The following is a 17,906-nucleotide window of genomic DNA, read 5'->3' as shown; positions in this document are numbered from 1 at the left end:
AACAATCAATTTTACAATAATTTTAATACTACCATCGTTCTATTAATAGTAAATTGCACCAAATTAAAACACATTATGAGTAACATCAAAATACTTTGGGTTGACGACGAAATTGATTTGTTAAAGCCACACATTTTATTTTTAGAGAAAAAAAACTACGACGTAACGACTTGCAATAATGGTCGTGATGCCATTGATATATTTGCAGAAAATAATTTCGACATTGTTTTTTTGGATGAAAACATGCCTGGAATGAGCGGTTTGGAAACGCTTCAGGAAATCAAAGAAAAAAAGTCGTCTACACCTGTAATTATGATTACTAAGAGTGAAGAAGAATACATAATGGAAGAGGCCATCGGTTCGAAAATTGCCGATTATTTAATCAAACCTGTAAATCCGAATCAGATTTTATTGAGCTTAAAAAAGAACCTCGATCATTCGCGTTTGGTAACGGAAAAAACGACTTTGGATTACCAAAAAGAGTTTCGAAAAATTGCCATGGATTTGGCTATGGTCAACTCTTATGAAGATTGGATTGAGTTGTATAAAAAATTACTTTTCTGGGAATTAGAATTGGAAAATATTAGTGATAATGGTTTGATTGATATATTAGAATCACAAAAAGCGGAAGCGAATTCACAATTTGGAAAATTCATTGAACGCAACTATGAAGACTGGTTCGAGCCCAAAGCCGACAAACCAATTCAGTCGCATAATTTATTCAGAGAATTAGTGGTTCCCGAATTAGTAAAGAAAGAAAAGCCAATACTTTTTGTAGTAATTGATAATATGCGTTACGACCAATGGAAAGTAATGGAAAGTGTAGTGAGTAATCACTATAAATTAGAAAAAGAAGTTCCGTATTACGCCATTTTACCCACGGCAACTCAATATGCAAGAAATGCTATTTTCTCTGGATTATTGCCATTGGAAATGGAAAAACAATTTCCGCAATATTGGAAAAACGATGTTGATGACGGTGGAAAAAACCTATACGAAGGCGAATTTTTAGAAGCGCATTTAAAACGATTAGGTTTGAATATTAAACAAGATTATTTTAAAATTACCAATTTAACTAGTGGTAAAAAACTAGCTGATAATTTCAAAGGTTTGAAAGATAATAATTTAGTTACGGTTGTCTATAATTTTGTGGACATGTTATCGCATGCTAAAACTGAAATGGATGTAGTAAAAGAATTGGCTTCAGATGATAAAGCGTATCGCTCATTAACATTGAGTTGGTTTAAAAATTCGCCATTATTAGAAATCATTCAACAAGCGCAGAAACTCGGATTCAAATTGATTATTACAACAGATCACGGAACTATCAATGTTAAAAATCCTTCAAAAGTAATCGGTGACAAACAAACTAGTCTGAATTTACGTTACAAAACCGGTAGAAGTTTAACGTATGAAGACAAAGACGTATACGCAGTTAAAGACCCAAAAAAAATTGGTTTGCCCGCTATCAACATGAGTAGTTCGTATATATTTGCTAAAAATGATTATTTTTTAGCCTATGTAAATAACTACAATCATTATGTAAGCTATTATCGAAACACGTATCAGCACGGTGGAATTTCATTAGAAGAAATGATTGTTCCGTTTTTAGTTTTTAATCCGAAGTAGAAGAATACAAATAGTGAAATATGAAGATTATTTTTTCTTTAGAAGGAATCAACCAAGTCGCTCAAAAAATTATTTCAGAACAACCTAAAAAAGTCATTCTTTTTAATGGCGAAATGGGTGTTGGCAAGACCACTTTAATTAAAGAATTGTCAAAATTTTTAGGTGTAACGGACGCAACCAGTAGTCCAACTTTTTCTTTAGTTAATGAATACCAAGCTAATGATAATCAATTAGTTTATCATTTTGATGTGTATCGATTAAAATCGGAAAGTGAAGCCTTAGATATGGGAATTGACGAATATTTATATTCAGGTAATTGGTGCTTTATAGAATGGGCCGAAAAGATTCCGAATTTGATTCCAGACGAACATTCTACAATTGAAATCAAAACACTTATGGACGGTAGAAGAGAATTGACTTTAGAATAATAAAAATTAGGTTTTATAGGATTTTTTTCAATCTAAAATTTATTTCCTATTTGTTAATTTGATTTTAGTTATTTGATTTTTTTGTATCTTGGTGGCATTATTACTGTACAATTATGTCGCTAACGCCTTTCACCAAACAACAACTACTACCACAAGAAGAGAAACTGGAAATTGCTCGTCACAAAAGCGAGTTATTCATCGGAATTCCGAAAGAAACCAGTTATCAAGAACGACGAATTTGCTTAACTCCTGATGCTGTAAATTCGCTCACTTCTCACGGGCATCGTGTATTGTTAGAGTCGGGCGCTGGATTAAGTTCGAGTTATACTGACAAAGAATACAGCGATGCTGGTGCTGAAATCACTAACGACACCAAGAAAGTCTTCGGTTGTCCGATGATTTTAAAAGTTGAACCACCTACTTTGGCAGAAATAGATATGTTTCAACAGAATGCCATCTTAATTTCAGCCATTCAACTAAAAACTCAAAAGAAAGAATATTTCGAAGCTTTAATCAAAAAGAAGATTACTGCTTTAGCATTTGAATACATTAAAGACGAAGACGGTTCTTATCCTGCAGTGAAATCTCTAAGCGAAATCGCCGGAACAGCATCGATATTAATTGCAGCCGAATTGATGATTAATAATTTATTTGGCAAAGGACTTTTATTTGGAAATATTACTGGTGTTCCACCAACTGATGTTGTAATTATTGGAGCTGGAACGGTTGGCGAATTTGCTGCTAAAACTGCTGTTGGATTGGGAGCCAACGTAAAAGTGTTTGACAATTCAATAACAAAATTACGTCGTTTGCAAAATAATTTGAATCAGCGAGTCTTTACTTCAACTATTCAGCCTAAATCGTTATTAAAAGCGTTACGAAGATGTGATGTTGCCATTGGAGCAATGCGTGGAAAAGATCGTTGCCCAGTGGTAGTTACAGAAACCATGGTTGAACACATGAAAAAAGGCGCAGTGATTGTAGATGTAAGTATTGATACTGGCGGATGTTTTGAAACCTCTGAAATTACCACTCACGAAAAACCAACCTTTATTAAGAATGACGTCATTCATTATTGTGTGCCAAATATTCCTTCTCGCTATTCTAAAACCGCATCTTTATCCATCAGTAACATCATTACACCTTCTTTGATTCATATTGCTGAAGATGGTGGGATTGAGAGTGCACTTCGAATTAATAAAGGGTTAAAAAATGGAGTATACATTTACCACGGAATACTCACCAACAAAGCAATTGGCGATTGGTTCAATTTGCCTGATAGCGACATTAATTTGATAGTGTTTTAATTTTATTTATTGTTTGAATTACCTTAATTTTGCAAAAAAATAAAAAATGAAATTTTATCAGCGTTTGGCGTATTACTTAGTTGGATTTGTGATGGGATTGTTTGTTGTTGCTTTGGTTTGGTCTGGAAAAGACACTCGTTGCAATTATTTTCCAAATGCCAGAGTGCTAAATGATCTAAGGAACAAGCCTTTTCACTATAGCCTAGAAGCTTCAGAGCGATTAAAAGAAGATTGGATTGATACACTAGACATCAAAAACACTCTGACCTATGGAGATGTTGATTTTGATAAAAGCAATGTAAAAAAAGAAGGTGGAAAGCTTTATATTATAGAAGGCAAGACTTCAACAGGCGAACCCATTGAACTTAGAGTCATCAACTACGAAAAGAAAGCTGTTTTAGAAAATATCATTAAGAAATAATTTATCATAAAAAAAGCCTCAACTAAGAGGCTTTTTTTATAATTATTCTAGAATTATAATTTGGCTTTTAAAGCTTTGTATTTATCTGTCATTTCTAAAGCTTGATAAACTCCTAACAAGGTTCTTTTTACAGCATCATTGTCTGGTCTGAGTTCAACACCTTTTTCAAGATAAGGTAATGTATCTTTATAGTTGGCAATTTGTTTAGCTCTTAGTACATCAAATTTTTTGTTATCGGCATCCGATGTACCTAACTTTTTCATTTGATCTACAAAGTCTTTATCTGCTCTAAGCTTCAACTCTGATAAATTTAAATAGGCATCAAAATATTTTGGATCAATTTCCATTGCTCTTTTATAATATTTCTCAGCTTCATCATATTTTCCTGAATCTGCACTAATTACACCTAAATTAAAGACTAACTGTACATTATTCGGATCTTTAGCTAATGCCTCGTTAACAATTCTCGTGTAACTAGCAAAATCTTTTTCTTTTAAATAAAAATCAGCCTCAGTGATTAACAATGATGTATCATCTGGATTGGCTTTTCTAGCATCTAAAATTGCTTGTTTAGCTTCGCCAATTTTACCTTGTTCAACTAGAATTAAGGCAATATTTTTATAAATTTCACCTTTGCGAGAAATTACTTTTTCATCACGTGGCTTTTCATGCGTACTTAAGACTTTAACATAGTTGTCTCGAGTATTCTTATCTTCACCAAAATAATCCTCTGTACCATTTGCTTTATTAACAGCATAATACAACGTTTTTTCGCCAGAATAATTAAGGTTTTTTAGTTCGTAATAATACTCCAAAGCCTTAGTATAATTTTTACCATTTACAGCATAACTTGCAGCAAAATATAAATTCTCTTGATCCGTTTTGTCCATTAAATAGGCTGAATACAGAATGGCTGAAGATTCGTTAAACTTATCTTGTTTTCCATAATCTACTGCTGCATTAACTAATCTAGGTTTAATTAGAGCAACTTTAGTCTTTATATCATCAGTAAAAACTTTTTTTCCAGATTTCTTCTCATATTCTAAAGTTGAGTTGAATCCATTTGCTAAGTCTGAAATCGCTTTAATCGAAAATATCTTTTGCAATTGGACAGCTGTTGGTTCAGCTCCAATTGAGGCTACTTCTAATAAAGGATAAACTGATTTATAATAATTTAGTGAAACTTTATCTGCTTCTTCAACAGCAACCGACTCTAATTTTGATAAATTAGCTTTATAGTCTGCTAATTCACTTGCTGTTGGTACTGATTTATTATAAATCTTTTTTAACGCTTTTAACTCATCTTTTTGAGCAAAAGTTAATACTGAAACCAATAAAGCTCCAGCAATAAAAACATTTTTAATTTTCATTATATTTAAAATTAATATTATTCTTCACTTTCTGCAGCGTCGGTGGAAGAATCAGCGTCATTGTTTTCAACACTTCCTTCGTTTCCTACTTCGTTTTCTGAATCTTCACCATCAACTATTTCTTCTTCATCTTCCTTCATTACCTTAGTTACAGCTGCAATCGAATCGTTTTCCTTGATGTTAATCAAACGAACTCCTTGTGTTGCTCTTCCCATTACACGCAAAGCTGATACTTCCATTCTGATTGTAAGACCCGATTTGTTGATGATCATCAAATCATCTTCATCGGTTACGTTATTAATCGAAATCAAAGCACCCGTTTTTTCAGTAATGTTAAGAGTTTTCACTCCTTTTCCACCTCTGTTGGTAATACGATACACATCTTCTCCATCTTCATCTACCAATTTTGTACGTTTTCCGTAACCTTTTTCAGTAACCACTAACAATTGAGTATCGTTGATATCGTCCTTATTTACAGAAACCATGCCAATCACTTCGTCGTTATCATCAGCCAATGTAATACCACGAACACCCGAAGCTGTTCTTCCCATCGGTCGGGTTTTTTCTTCTTCGAAACGAACTAATTTCCCTGATTTTACAGCAACTAACACCTGGCTTTCACCATTGGTCAATTTTGCTTCTAATAGTTCATCATCTTCTCTAATCGTAATGGCATTAATTCCGTTTTGACGTGGGCGAGAATATTGTTCTAAAGGTGTTTTCTTTACTTGACCTTTCTTTGTCGCCATGATTACATAATGACTATTGATGTATTCCTCGTCCTTCAAATCTTGTGTACAAATAAAAGCTTTTACTTTATCATCACTTTCAATGTTTATCAAGTTTTGGATGGCTCTACCTTTACTGGTTTTAGTTCCTTCTGGAATTTCATACACACGCATCCAATAGCATTTTCCTTTTTGAGTAAAGAATAATAAATATTGATGGTTGGTTGCCACAAACAAATGTTCTAAGAAATCCTGATCACGTGTAGCCGATCCTTTTTGACCCACTCCACCTCTATTCTGAGTTTTGTATTCCGATAATGAAGTACGTTTTACATAACCCGCATGCGAAATGGTGATAACTACATTTTCATCAGCAATCAAGTCTTCAATACTTACATCTCCACCTGAATATTCAATAGTAGAACGACGCTCGTCTCCATATTTATCTCTGATTTCGATCAACTCGTCTTTAATCAATTGCATTCTCAATTCTTTACTTGCTAATAAATCTTTCAAGTGTTGAATTAATTTCATGATCTCTTCGTATTCTGCACGCAATTTGTCTTGCTCTAGACCTGTCAATTGACGTAAACGCATTTCAACAATGGCACGAGCTTGAATTTCAGATAAAGTGAATCGTTCAATCAATTTAGTTCGAGCTTCATCACCATCTTTAGAAGATCGAATCAGTGCTATTACTTCGTCAATATTATCCGATGCAATAATTAAACCTTCTAAAATATGAGCTCTTTCTTCTGCTTTTCTCAATTCAAATTGAGCTCTTCTCACTACAACATCATGTCGGTGTTCAACAAAATAGTGAATCAATTCTTTTAGATTCAGCATTTGTGGTCGACCGTTTACTAATGCAATATTGTTTACACTAAATGATGATTGTAATTGAGTAAACTTGTATAATGTGTTCAACACCACATTCGGAACCGCATCACGCTTTAAAATATAAACGATACGCATCCCATTTCGATCCGATTCATCACGGATGTTAGCAATTCCTTCTATGCGTTTTTCATTGATTAAATCGGCTGTTTTTTTAATCATTTCAGCCTTGTTAACTTGATACGGAATTTCGGTAACAATGATTGATTCTCTTCCGTCTACTTCTTCAAAATTAACTTTAGCTCGAATTACAATTCGTCCTCTACCCGTTTTGAATGCCTCACGAACACCTTCATAACCATAAATAACTCCACCTGTTGGGAAATCAGGAGCTTTTACATGATGCATTAATTCATCAATTTCAATATCATTATTATCGATGTACGCTAACGTTCCATCAACAACTTCAGTTAAATTGTGAGGAGGCATATTAGTTGCCATACCTACTGCGATACCTGATGCTCCGTTAATCAATAAATTTGGAACTTTTGTTGGCATTACAGTGGGTTCATACAACGTATCGTCAAAGTTCAGTTTGAAATCAACTGTTTCTTTATCGATATCTGCCATAATGTCTTCCGACATCTTTTTCATTCTTGCTTCCGTATAACGCATTGCTGCTGGACTGTCACCATCAACGGATCCAAAGTTACCTTGACCGTCGATTAACAAATAACGTAAACTCCACTCTTGCGCCATACGAACCATGGCATCATATACTGAAGTATCTCCGTGTGGATGGTACTTTCCTAATACTTCACCGACAATTCTTGCGGATTTTTTGTGTGCTCTGTTTGAAAAAACTCCTAAATCATACATTCCATAAAGTACTCTTCTGTGAACTGGCTTTAAACCGTCTCGTACATCTGGTAATGCTCTTGATACAATAACTGACATCGAATAATCGATGTAAGCTGATTTCATTTCGTCTTCTATGTTAATAGGAATTAACTTTTCTCCGTCAGACATATACTTAATTTATTAAAAATATTAGATTAAAATTCAAACGTGCAATATACATCATTTTGCCGTTTTTAAAAGCTTTTACAAGGTGAAATTTAGACGATTTATTAACAATTTTTGCACCAAATTTGGTTAATAAATTAACTTTTGGCTACTTTTATATCTAACTAAAATTTTGTCTATTTACTGACACTACAATTAGTCAGGAATGATTTTTGTAATTCCATTCGTAATTGATTAACTTTACACTACTAACAAAGCATTATATGGACGATAATTTTTCTCCAAGAGTCAAAGATGTAATCACCTACAGCAAAGAAGAAGCGCTGAGGTTAGGCCATGATTTTATTGGTACTGAACATCTTATGCTTGGAATTTTAAGAGACGGCAATGGTAAGGCAATTACAATACTTAACAATCTTTCTGTTGATCTAGAACATTTGAGAAAAAAAGTAGAGATATTAAGTCCGCCAAACCCCAACGCCGACATTAGTAACGAAAAGAAAAACTTGCATTTAACTCGACAAGCTGAACGCGCATTGAAGACTACTTTTCTAGAAGCAAAAGTATTCCAAAGTTCGTCTATAAGTACAGCCCACTTGCTTTTATGCATTTTAAGAAACGAAAATGATCCAACAACAAAACTACTGAACAAGCTAAAAATAGATTATGAAGTAGCTAAAGAACAATATTTAAATATGACACCACAAGAAGACGATTTCATGGATAACTTACCAAAAAACGAATCTTTTAATGATGATTCAGGACAAGATGACAGTTTGAAAGAAGGTAATTTCAATAATCCTGCAAATAAATCCAATAAAAAATCGAAAACTCCAGTTTTGGATAATTTTGGTCGCGATTTGACTGAAATGGCCGAAGAAGGAAAATTAGATCCTGTTGTTGGTCGCGAAAAAGAAATTGAACGCGTATCGCAAATTTTAAGCCGTAGAAAGAAAAACAATCCTTTACTCATAGGTGAACCTGGAGTTGGTAAATCGGCCATAGCTGAAGGTTTGGCTTTGCGTATTATACAAAAGAAAGTATCTCGTATTCTTTTCAACAAAAGAGTGGTTACTTTGGATTTGGCGTCATTAGTAGCCGGGACCAAATACCGCGGACAATTTGAAGAGCGCATGAAAGCCGTAATGAATGAGTTGGAAAAAAATGACGACATCATTCTTTTCATTGACGAAATTCATACTATTGTTGGTGCTGGAGGAGCAACAGGTTCGCTTGACGCTTCCAACATGTTCAAACCTGCTTTAGCGAGAGGAGAAATACAATGTATTGGTGCTACCACTTTGGATGAATACAGACAGTACATTGAAAAAGATGGTGCATTAGAGCGTCGTTTTCAAAAAGTAATCGTCGAACCAACTTCGGTTGCAGAAACAATTACCATTCTAAATAACATCAAAAACAAATACGAAGATCACCACAATGTCACTTACACTGATGAGGCGATTGAAGCATGTGTTAAATTAACCGATCGCTACATGTCAGAGCGTTTTTTACCGGACAAAGCTATTGATGCTTTAGACGAAGCCGGTTCACGTGTTCACATTACCAATATTGATGTTCCAAAACAAATTTTGGATTTAGAACGTCAGTTAGAAGAAGTACGCGAACTTAAAAACACAGTAGTTAAAAGACAGAAATACGAAGAAGCAGCCAAACTTCGCGATGATGAAAAACGATTGGAAAAAGACCTTGCTATTGCTCAAGAACAATGGGAAGAAGATTCCAAAAGCAATCGTATTCAAGTTACTGAAGACAATGTGGCCGACGTAGTTTCGATGATGACTGGAATTCCGGTAAATCGTATCGCTCAAACGGAAAGCAATAAATTGGCTAATCTACCCGAATTATTACAAGGTAAAGTAATCGGTCAAAACGACGCTGTACTTAAGATTGCTCGTTCGATTCAACGTAATCGCGCTGGTTTAAAAGATCCGAACAGACCAATTGGTTCGTTCATTTTCTTAGGTCAAACCGGAGTTGGTAAAACGCAATTGGCCAAAGTATTAGCCAAAGAATTATTCGATTCTGAAGATGCGTTAATTCGTATTGACATGAGCGAATACATGGAAAAATTTGCTATTTCTCGCTTAATTGGTGCGCCTCCAGGATATGTTGGTTATGAAGAAGGTGGACAATTGACTGAAAAAGTGCGCAGAAAACCCTATTGTGTGGTACTTTTGGATGAAATTGAAAAAGCACATCCTGATGTATTCAACATGATGCTACAAGTGTTAGATGATGGCTATTTAACGGATAGTTTAGGCCGAAAAATCGATTTTAAAAATACGATCATCATCATGACTTCTAATGTTGGTGCACGTCAGTTGAAAGATTTCGGTCAAGGTGTTGGTTTCGGTACTGCTGCCAAAGCGGCTCAAGCGGATGATAATTCGAAGAGCATCATTGAAAATGCTTTGAAAAAAACATTTGCTCCTGAATTCTTAAATCGAATTGATGACGTAATTGTATTCAACGCTTTAGAAAAACACGACATTGATAAAATCATCGAAATTGAGTTGAAAAAATTATACGCTCGTATTGCTGATTTAGGCTATAACTTAACCTTATCAGACAAAGCAAAAGCGTTCATTGCCGACAAAGGTTTTGACAAACAATTTGGTGCTCGTCCGTTAAAAAGAGCCATTCAAAAATACGTTGAAGATGCTTTAGCAGAAGAGATAATTACATCAAAAATTGCGTCAGGAGACGAGATTTTTATGGACATTGAAGAAGGTGCTGAAGAACTAACTGTTAAAGTTCAAAAGGCAGAAAAACCGACTAAATAATCGTTTAATTTTTATATTAAGCCACGAATTCCCGAATACTTTTATGGAAATAAATTCGAGAATTCGTGGTTTTTATTTACACTATGTTTCAAAGTAAAATCATCTTAGGTTCAGAAGAATGGTGCTCGTTTCCCGAACTCGGAATTCCAGCCATCAAAGCGCGCGTTGATTCGGGTGCAAAAACTTCTGCATTGCACGCCATCAATATTGTTCCGTTCCTCAAAGACAATGAAAAATGGGTGAAATTCGATATTAATCCTATTCAAAACAATCTCAAAACGGTCATTCATTGTGAAGCCTTGATGATTGACAAACGCATAGTGAAAAGCTCCAGCGGATTCAGAGAACAGCGTTACGTAATTCAGACTAAAATCATGCTTGGAACTGAATCTTGGACCATCCAAATGACGCTGACCAACCGAGATTCAATGGGTTTCCGAATGCTTTTGGGAAGAGAAGCCATGAGCGGTCGTATCTTAGTTGATCCTGAAGAAAAATACTTACTGGGTCAAACCACAACCGAAAATCTTAAGGATTTGTACGTTGATGCCATTGCCAAAAAATCGGGCTTGCGAATTGGTTTATTAGCGAGTAATCCCGAATTGTACAGCAACAAACGCATCATGGAAGCAGGCGAAATGCGCGGTCACGAAATGCATTTCCTTAACATCAAAGAATGTTACATGAAATTGGATGCAGATCAACCCGAAATTCATTACCGTGGTGGTAAAGTATTGGACAATTTCGATGCGGTAATTCCGAGAATTCGTCCAAGTATTACTTTTTATGGTTGTGCATTGACACGTCAGTTCGAAGCGATGAAAGTCTTCTGCCTCAATTCGGCTGCAGCCATCACCCAATCACGTGATAAGTTATTTTCACTACAGCTTTTACTTCGCAACGGAATCGACATTCCTACAACCGGATTTGCCAATTCACCTTTAGATACCGACGATTTAATCAAAATGGTTGGTGGTTCTCCGTTAATTGTAAAATTATTAGAAGGAACGCAAGGAAAAGGAGTTGTTTTGGCCGAAACTAAAAAAGCAGCCGAATCAGTAATCAACGCGTTTAAAAGTTTGAATGCAAACATTTTAGTACAAGAATTCATCAAAGAAGCCAACGGAAAAGACTTGAGATTATTTGTTGTCGATGGAAAAGTAGTAGCCGCGATTCAACGCGAAGCTGCGGCAGGCGAATTCAGAGCCAATATCCACATGGGTGGAACAGCATCAATAATTAAACCCACTGTAGAAGAAAAGAAAATTGCTATAAAAGCCGCTAAAGCAATGGATTTGCGTGTTGCAGGTGTCGATATCATACGTTCGTCAAAAGGTCCATTACTACTGGAAGTAAATTCATCGCCTGGTTTAGAAGGAATTGAAGGTGCAACCAACAAAGACATTGCTGGTGAAATGATCAAAGCCATTGAAAAGAACTTCAAAATGAAACCAACTAATCATGAATCCGTATCTTGATATTGTCATCCGTAGTGTATGTGTTTACCTTTTTATGGTAATTGCGCTGCGCATTTTTGGAAAGAAAGAACTATCGCAACTAAATACTGCCGATGTTATTCTGATTTTATTAATCAGCAATTCGGTTCAAAATGCAATGGTTGGATCCAACTCTTCGCTTTTAGGCGGAATTGTGGCTGCATTAGTTTTGTTTATTGTAAATTTTCTGCTGAAACGAATCATGTATCGTTCCAAATTCATTAAAGAATTAGTTCAAGACAAACCCGAAATTTTAGTGCACAATGGTAAAATCGAATTCAAAACCTTAGCCAAACTTGGAATCACATCAGACGAGTTACAAGAAGCCATGCGTGAACATGGTATTGAATTTTACAAAGACGTTCGGCTGGCAATGATGGAAATTGATGGAAACATTAGTATTATTTCGGGTAACGAAACCATCAAACAAACGCATCACAAACGAAAAACTCATAAAACATTAGGAAACATAATCAATTAAAAATGACTAAAAACAGACTAGAAGCCTTTAGTGACGGAGTTTTAGCTATCATTATCACCATAATGGTTTTAGAATTTAAAGTTCCAAACGATACTACTTTTGAATCGGTTCTCAAATTATCACATAAATTTTTGAGTTATATTTTGAGTTTTATTTACGTCGGAATTTATTGGAACAATCATCATCACATGATGCATACCGTAAAACGAGTTAACGGAAAAATTCTTTGGGCCAATTTGCATTTATTGTTTTGGTTATCCTTGATTCCGTTTACTACCGCATGGATTGGTGAACACCACTTCGCTCCTTTTCCAATGATGTTGTACGGAATTGTACTTTTCATGAATGGTCTTGCTTATTTCATTTTACAAAACGTCATCTTAAGTCATCATGGTAAAGATTCTGTTTTATCAAAAGCGATTGGTAAAGATTATAAAGGAAAAGCATCTGTAATTTTATATTTAATTGGAATCGCATTATCACAATACAGTACTTTAACAGCAGGAATTATATACATAATCGTTGCTTTAATGTGGCTAATTCCGGATAAACGAATAGAAAAAATTCTAGAAGAAGAAAAATAAAAAATAAAAACCATGAATCTACTATCTCAGATTATCGTAGCATTTATCGCAATTGTACACGTTTATATTTTATGGTTGGAAATGTTCGCGTGGTTGACGCGTGGTCCGCAAGTTTTTCGCTCTATTCCAGCCGATTTATTTGAAAAAACTAAAGTCATGGCCGCCAATCAAGGATTATACAACGGATTTTTAGCGGCAGGGTTGTTTTGGTCACTTTTCATTTCCGATGCCAATTGGAGTAAAAATGTAGCCTTATTTTTTCTTATTTGTGTATTTGTAGCCGGAATTTATGGTGCATTCACTGCTTCAAGGCGTATTTTATACGTTCAAGCTGTTCCTGCTGCTTTGGGTATTTTGAGTTTGGTTTTCTAACTACTCTTCCAAATCAATCATAAAACTGTTCAAAAAGGCAACCGAATTTTCAATATCATAATGCAAAATACGATCTTCTTTCACTAACGGAACTTCTTCACGGTACGATTTTAAAAATGATTCTAAAAACTCACTCGTTTGTAATGGCCGTCTGTATTCAATAGCTTGCGAAGCATTCATCAACTCTATCGCTAAAATACGCTCCAAATTCTCCATGATTTTCAAACATTTAGTAGCAGCATTTGCTCCCATCGAAACGTGATCTTCTTGTCCGTTACTGGAAACAATACTATCAACACTCGCTGGAGTAGCCAATTGCTTGTTTTGACTCGCAATGCTGGCTGCAGTGTATTGCGGAATCATAAAACCTGAATTCAATCCCGGATTATCCACTAGAAACGCAGGCAAACCTCGCAAACCTGAAATCAATTGATAGGTTCTTCTCTCCGAAATGCTTCCTAATTCTGCCAGAGCAATTCCCAAGAAATCCAAAGCCAATGCCAATGGTTGTCCGTGAAAATTTCCTCCTGAAATAATCACATCACTATCAATAAAAATGTTTGGATTATCGGTAACCGAATTAATTTCCGTTTTAAATACTTTTTTTACATAATCAATCGTGTCTTTGGAAGCACCATGCACTTGTGGAATGCATCGAAACGAATACGGATCTTGAACATGCACTTTCGATTGAGCAATAATCTGACTGTCTTCCAAGAATTCTTTCATGCGTTGAGCCGTCACAATTTGTCCTTTGTGTGGGCGAACAAAATGAATCAATTCGTTAAAAGGTTCTATTCGCCCGTCAAAACCTTCTAAAGAAATTGCTGCTATTACATCCGCTAAATACGAATACTTCATGGCTTTCAAAAGAACATAACTTCCGTAAGCGCTCATGAACTGAGTTCCATTCAACAACGCCAATCCTTCTTTCGATTGTAGTACTATAGGTTGCCAACCCATTTTTTCCAATACTTTTCGCGCAGGTTGACGAAATCCATCGTAATACACTTCTCCTTCTCCTAATAATGGCAATGACAAATGTGCCAACGGAGCCAAATCGCCACTTGCACCTAGCGAGCCTTGAGTATATATTACGGGTAAAATATCATTATTATAAAAATCAACTAAACGTTCAACCGTTTGCAATTGCACACCCGAATGACCATAACTCAACGACTGAATTTTAAGTAACAACATGATTTTTACAATCTCATGAGGCACCTCCTCTCCAGTTCCGCAAGCATGCGATTTTACCAGGTTTTCCTGAAGTTGTGATAAGTTTTCTTTGGAAATTTTCACATTACACAACGAACCAAATCCAGTGTTGATTCCGTAAATTGGCTCGTCACTTTTGTCCATTTTCTTATCCAAATATTCCCTACATTTTTGAATATTCAGTTTGGCTTCTTCCGATAATGCTAGTGATTTATGTTCAGAAATTATCTCTTGTAACGTCTCCAATTGCAGCAATTCTGAACTAATATAATGAGTGTTTTCCATTGTTTTGTTGAAATTTGACTTCAAAATTCCGCAAACAATTGTTAAAATCCAACTATTTTAACTTCTATTTTATTGAGAATTCAACAAAAATAATGGTTTGGAAATGGTTTAATAAAATGAATCAAAATCGATAACGATGTAAAATTGTGATATTCACAAAAATACAACGACCATTTTTTTCATAATCAAAAAGTGCTACTTTTGAAAAAGTATGATGAACAACAAAACATATTCTACACTTTTCTCAACCACTTCTTTGGTTGCGACATTTGTTGGCACCACATCTACAACAACTACAACCCCATTCGGGGTATAATTTTCACATATAATCCTATTATTGTGCTTTCTGTTGAAGGAAGTAAAAATGCGTTTAACAAATAATAAATTCTGACTCTACAATTGGAATTTCAATTTAAAATTATGAAAACATTAAAATTCGGCGGAACTTCTGTTGCCAATGCACAAAATATTCAATTAGTTATTGAAATCGTCAATCAAAAAGCGAAAACCGAAAAACTAGCTGTTGTGGTCTCGGCTTTAAGCGGAATTACAGATACTTTAATTCAAGCAGCTCAAAAAGCAGCTTCAAAAGACGAATCGTATAAAAACAGCATCGAAGAAATCAAACAAAAACACTTTGATGCAATAGGTCAATTAGTCAATCAAGCCAATCAGAATCAACTTTTGATAAAAATCAATAACCAAATCAATCAGTTGCAAACGTTATTGGACGGTTGTTTTTTATTAGGTGAATTATCGCCTCGAACTGCCGACGCGGTGGCTGGTTTTGGAGAATTACTGTCATCGCAAATCATCGCAACTGCATTGCAACAGACACTTCCAAATAGTAATTTCAAAGACAGTCGCGAACTCATAAAAACCAATTCCAATTTCGGAAAAGCAGCTGTTAATTTTGAATTAACCAATCAACTAATAGCTGATTATTTTAACTTAAATGCTTCGCAAGTAGTTGTTTTACCCGGATTCATTGCGAATGATACCGACGGAAACACCACAACATTAGGTCGCGGAGGTTCAGATTATACTGCCGCAATTATTGCCAACGGAACTAAATCGGAATCATTAGAGATTTGGACCGACGTGAACGGAATGTTTACGGCCAATCCGAAAATTGTAAAACAAGCCCAACCCATCGAATCCATTTCGTATCAAGAAGCAATGGAATTATCGCATTTTGGAGCAAAAGTATTGTATCCGCCAACAATACAACCTGTTTTAAAGTCCAATATCCCGATTTGGATTAAAAATACGTTTGATTCGGATGCCTACGGAACTTTAATTTCAAACCAAAATGAAGTCGGCACCAATCCTATCAAAGGGATTTCTCATATTGACAACATTGCACTTTTAACATTAGAAGGTTCCGGAATGATTGGTGTTGCGGGTTCGTCAAAGCGATTATTCGAAGTGCTGTCGCAACATTCTATTAATGTTATTTTCATCACACAAGCATCATCTGAACATTCGATATGCATTGGTATTCTGAATGCCGATGCTGACAAAGCAAAACAAGCCATTGACAACGCTTTTGAAATCGAAATTGCTCAGAACAAAATTGATCCGTGCAGTGTTGAAAAAGACTTATGCATTGTAGCTTTGGTGGGTGAAAGTATGAAAAATCACCAAGGAATTAGTGGAAAAATGTTCAGTACTTTAGGCAAAAATAATGTGAATATTCGTGCGATTGCTCAAGGTGCTTCTGAGCGGAACATTTCGGTTGTGATTAATGAAAAAGACGTGAAAAAAGCACTGAATACGCTACACGAACGTTTCTTTGAAGACAACACCAAACAGTTGAATTTATTTGTAATGGGCGTTGGAAATGTGGGCGAAAAATTCATTGATCAAATTCATCAACAAAAGAAATTCTTAAAAGAGAATCTCAAAATAAATGTACGTGTAATTGCCTTATCCAATTCTAGGAAAATGGTTTTTGATGAAGAAGGAGTAGTTCTCAAAGACTGGAAATTAGCTATAGAAAATGGAGCAACCGCTGATGCAAACGAGTTCATAAATAGAGTAAAAGAACTGAATTTACGCAATAGTATTTTTGTAGACATTACCGCAAACAGTGACATTGCCTCTATTTACGACCAATTTTTATCGCAAAATATAGCAGTTGTTACGTGCAACAAAATTGCTTGTTCGTCGCAGTACGATAATTACAAAAACCTCAAATATCTTTCCCGAAAATACAATGCGCCTTTCTTATTCGAAACTAATGTTGGTGCTGGTTTACCGATAATTGACACCTTAAAACATTTGATTGCATCGGGTGATAAAGTCAACCGAATCAACGCCGTTTTATCGGGAAGTTTGAACTTTATTTTTAATAATTTTAGCACTGATTACAACTTTCATGATGTAGTAAAAGAAGCTGGTGTACAAGGCTTTACCGAGCCTGATCCAAAAATTGATTTAAGTGGTGTTGATGTTGCTCGAAAAATTCTAATTCTCATTCGCGAAAGTGGTTATGCCATGGAAATGGAAGACATTGAAAACAATTGTTTCTTGCCAGATGAGTGCATGAAAACGACAAACAACGACGACTTCTTTGCTTCTCTTATCAAACATTCGGGTCATTTTGAACAACTTTTAGCCGATGCAAAAGCAAAGGAAAGTCGATTGAAATTCGTAGCTTCGTTTGATAATGGAAAAGCCAGTGTTGGATTGCAATTCATTCCAAAGGAAAGTCCGTTTTACAATTTAGAAGGAAAAGACAACATTGTCGAATTCTACACCGATCGTTATGTTGACCAACCGCTCATCATCAAAGGTGCTGGCGCTGGTGCAGCGGTAACCGCATCGGGAATTTTTGCAGATGTAATCCGAATTGGAAATGTGTAATCAGTCTTAAAGTCGAATGCCAAAAGTCGAAAGGTATAATTACTAAATG

13 protein-coding genes are annotated in these 17,906 nt (G+C 35.3%); 10 read left to right on the top strand and 3 right to left on the bottom strand.

Annotated elements, in window-relative coordinates; all coding sequences use genetic code 11:
- The first annotated feature begins 75 nt into the window (after positions 1–75).
- The 4 genes from VK161_RS11715 to VK161_RS11700 all read left to right on the top strand — a co-directional run bounded on the left by VK161_RS11715 (position 76) and on the right by VK161_RS11700 (position 3,785).
- Entirely contained in the window at positions 76–1,629 is a 1,554-nt protein-coding gene (locus VK161_RS11715) for a response regulator (RefSeq protein WP_324214969.1), read from the top strand.
- A gap of 20 nt (positions 1,630–1,649) precedes the next feature.
- Positions 1,650–2,057, top strand: a complete 408-nt coding sequence (gene tsaE, locus VK161_RS11710) for a tRNA (adenosine(37)-N6)-threonylcarbamoyltransferase complex ATPase subunit type 1 TsaE (protein ID WP_324214968.1) — start codon at positions 1,650–1,652, stop codon at positions 2,055–2,057.
- Between the two features lie 113 nt (positions 2,058–2,170).
- Positions 2,171–3,364 carry an alanine dehydrogenase gene (locus VK161_RS11705; RefSeq protein ID WP_324214967.1) on the top strand — a complete coding sequence of 398 codons (1,194 nt, stop codon included), beginning with the start codon at positions 2,171–2,173 and terminating at the stop codon, positions 3,362–3,364.
- Positions 3,365–3,410: 46 nt separating this feature from the next.
- Positions 3,411–3,785 carry a DUF4258 domain-containing protein gene (locus tag VK161_RS11700; protein WP_324214966.1) on the top strand — a complete coding sequence of 125 codons (375 nt, stop codon included), beginning with the start codon at positions 3,411–3,413 and terminating at the stop codon, positions 3,783–3,785.
- A 53-nt stretch (positions 3,786–3,838) separates the two neighbouring features.
- Here VK161_RS11700 and VK161_RS11695 read toward each other — a convergent pair whose 3' ends face one another.
- A complete protein-coding gene (locus VK161_RS11695) occupies positions 3,839–5,155 on the bottom strand; it encodes a tetratricopeptide repeat protein (protein WP_324214965.1) in 1,317 nt (438 codons plus the stop codon).
- 17 nt (positions 5,156–5,172) lie between these two features.
- On the bottom strand, positions 5,173–7,749 hold the full coding sequence (gene gyrA / locus VK161_RS11690) for a DNA gyrase subunit A (RefSeq protein WP_324214964.1): 2,577 nt from the start codon (positions 7,747–7,749) through the stop codon (positions 5,173–5,175).
- 260 nt (positions 7,750–8,009) lie between these two features.
- Between gyrA and VK161_RS11685 the strand changes: the two genes are divergently transcribed.
- From VK161_RS11685 to VK161_RS11665, 5 genes are all read left to right on the top strand, one after another.
- Positions 8,010–10,553 (top strand): ATP-dependent Clp protease ATP-binding subunit, encoded by a 2,544-nt coding sequence (locus VK161_RS11685; RefSeq protein WP_324214963.1) that lies wholly within the window; start codon positions 8,010–8,012, stop codon positions 10,551–10,553.
- 83 nt (positions 10,554–10,636) lie between these two features.
- The gene (gene rimK / locus VK161_RS11680) at positions 10,637–12,031 is read left to right on the top strand and encodes a 30S ribosomal protein S6--L-glutamate ligase (RefSeq protein WP_324214962.1); all 1,395 of its coding nucleotides are present in this window, start codon (positions 10,637–10,639) and stop codon (positions 12,029–12,031) included.
- Positions 12,015–12,530 carry a DUF421 domain-containing protein gene (locus tag VK161_RS11675; protein ID WP_324214961.1) on the top strand — a complete coding sequence of 172 codons (516 nt, stop codon included), beginning with the start codon at positions 12,015–12,017 and terminating at the stop codon, positions 12,528–12,530. The genes rimK and VK161_RS11675 overlap by 17 nt, the downstream gene beginning before the upstream one ends.
- 2 nt (positions 12,531–12,532) lie before the next feature.
- A complete protein-coding gene (locus VK161_RS11670) occupies positions 12,533–13,114 on the top strand; it encodes a TMEM175 family protein (protein ID WP_324214960.1) in 582 nt (193 codons plus the stop codon).
- Positions 13,115–13,126: 12 nt separating this feature from the next.
- Positions 13,127–13,486, top strand: a complete 360-nt coding sequence (locus VK161_RS11665) for a DUF1304 domain-containing protein (protein WP_324214959.1) — start codon at positions 13,127–13,129, stop codon at positions 13,484–13,486.
- Here VK161_RS11665 and hutH read toward each other — a convergent pair whose 3' ends face one another.
- Complete coding sequence (gene hutH / locus VK161_RS11660) at positions 13,487–14,989, bottom strand: histidine ammonia-lyase (protein WP_324214958.1); 1,503 nt, start codon at positions 14,987–14,989, stop codon at positions 13,487–13,489.
- Between the two features lie 420 nt (positions 14,990–15,409).
- Here hutH and thrA point away from each other — a divergent pair, with 420 nt between their 5' ends.
- Complete coding sequence (gene thrA, locus VK161_RS11655; protein WP_324214957.1) at positions 15,410–17,857, top strand: bifunctional aspartate kinase/homoserine dehydrogenase I; 2,448 nt, start codon at positions 15,410–15,412, stop codon at positions 17,855–17,857.
- The last annotated feature ends 49 nt before the right edge of the window (positions 17,858–17,906 follow it).

Source organism: Flavobacterium sp. (genome assembly GCF_035299245.1).
Classification (GTDB): domain Bacteria; phylum Bacteroidota; class Bacteroidia; order Flavobacteriales; family Flavobacteriaceae; genus Flavobacterium.
This window is presented reverse-complemented; position numbering and strand designations above follow the sequence as displayed.

Excerpts from the sequence above, each read along its gene's own strand:
- VK161_RS11695 (WP_324214965.1), bottom strand. The coding sequence starts at position 5,155 with ATGAAAATTAAAAATGTTTTTATTGCTGGAGCTTTATTGGTTTCAGTA.
- gyrA (WP_324214964.1), bottom strand. The coding sequence starts at position 7,749 with ATGTCTGACGGAGAAAAGTTAATTCCTATTAACATAGAAGACGAAATG.
- VK161_RS11700 (WP_324214966.1), top strand. The coding sequence starts at position 3,411 with ATGAAATTTTATCAGCGTTTGGCGTATTACTTAGTTGGATTTGTGATG.
- tsaE (WP_324214968.1), top strand. The coding sequence starts at position 1,650 with ATGAAGATTATTTTTTCTTTAGAAGGAATCAACCAAGTCGCTCAAAAA.
- rimK (WP_324214962.1), top strand. The coding sequence starts at position 10,637 with ATGTTTCAAAGTAAAATCATCTTAGGTTCAGAAGAATGGTGCTCGTTT.
- VK161_RS11675 (WP_324214961.1), top strand. The coding sequence starts at position 12,015 with ATGAATCCGTATCTTGATATTGTCATCCGTAGTGTATGTGTTTACCTT.
- VK161_RS11705 (WP_324214967.1), top strand. The coding sequence starts at position 2,171 with ATGTCGCTAACGCCTTTCACCAAACAACAACTACTACCACAAGAAGAG.
- VK161_RS11685 (WP_324214963.1), top strand. The coding sequence starts at position 8,010 with ATGGACGATAATTTTTCTCCAAGAGTCAAAGATGTAATCACCTACAGC.
- hutH (WP_324214958.1), bottom strand. The coding sequence starts at position 14,989 with ATGGAAAACACTCATTATATTAGTTCAGAATTGCTGCAATTGGAGACG.
- VK161_RS11665 (WP_324214959.1), top strand. The coding sequence starts at position 13,127 with ATGAATCTACTATCTCAGATTATCGTAGCATTTATCGCAATTGTACAC.
- VK161_RS11715 (WP_324214969.1), top strand. The coding sequence starts at position 76 with ATGAGTAACATCAAAATACTTTGGGTTGACGACGAAATTGATTTGTTA.
- VK161_RS11670 (WP_324214960.1), top strand. The coding sequence starts at position 12,533 with ATGACTAAAAACAGACTAGAAGCCTTTAGTGACGGAGTTTTAGCTATC.
- thrA (WP_324214957.1), top strand. The coding sequence starts at position 15,410 with ATGAAAACATTAAAATTCGGCGGAACTTCTGTTGCCAATGCACAAAAT.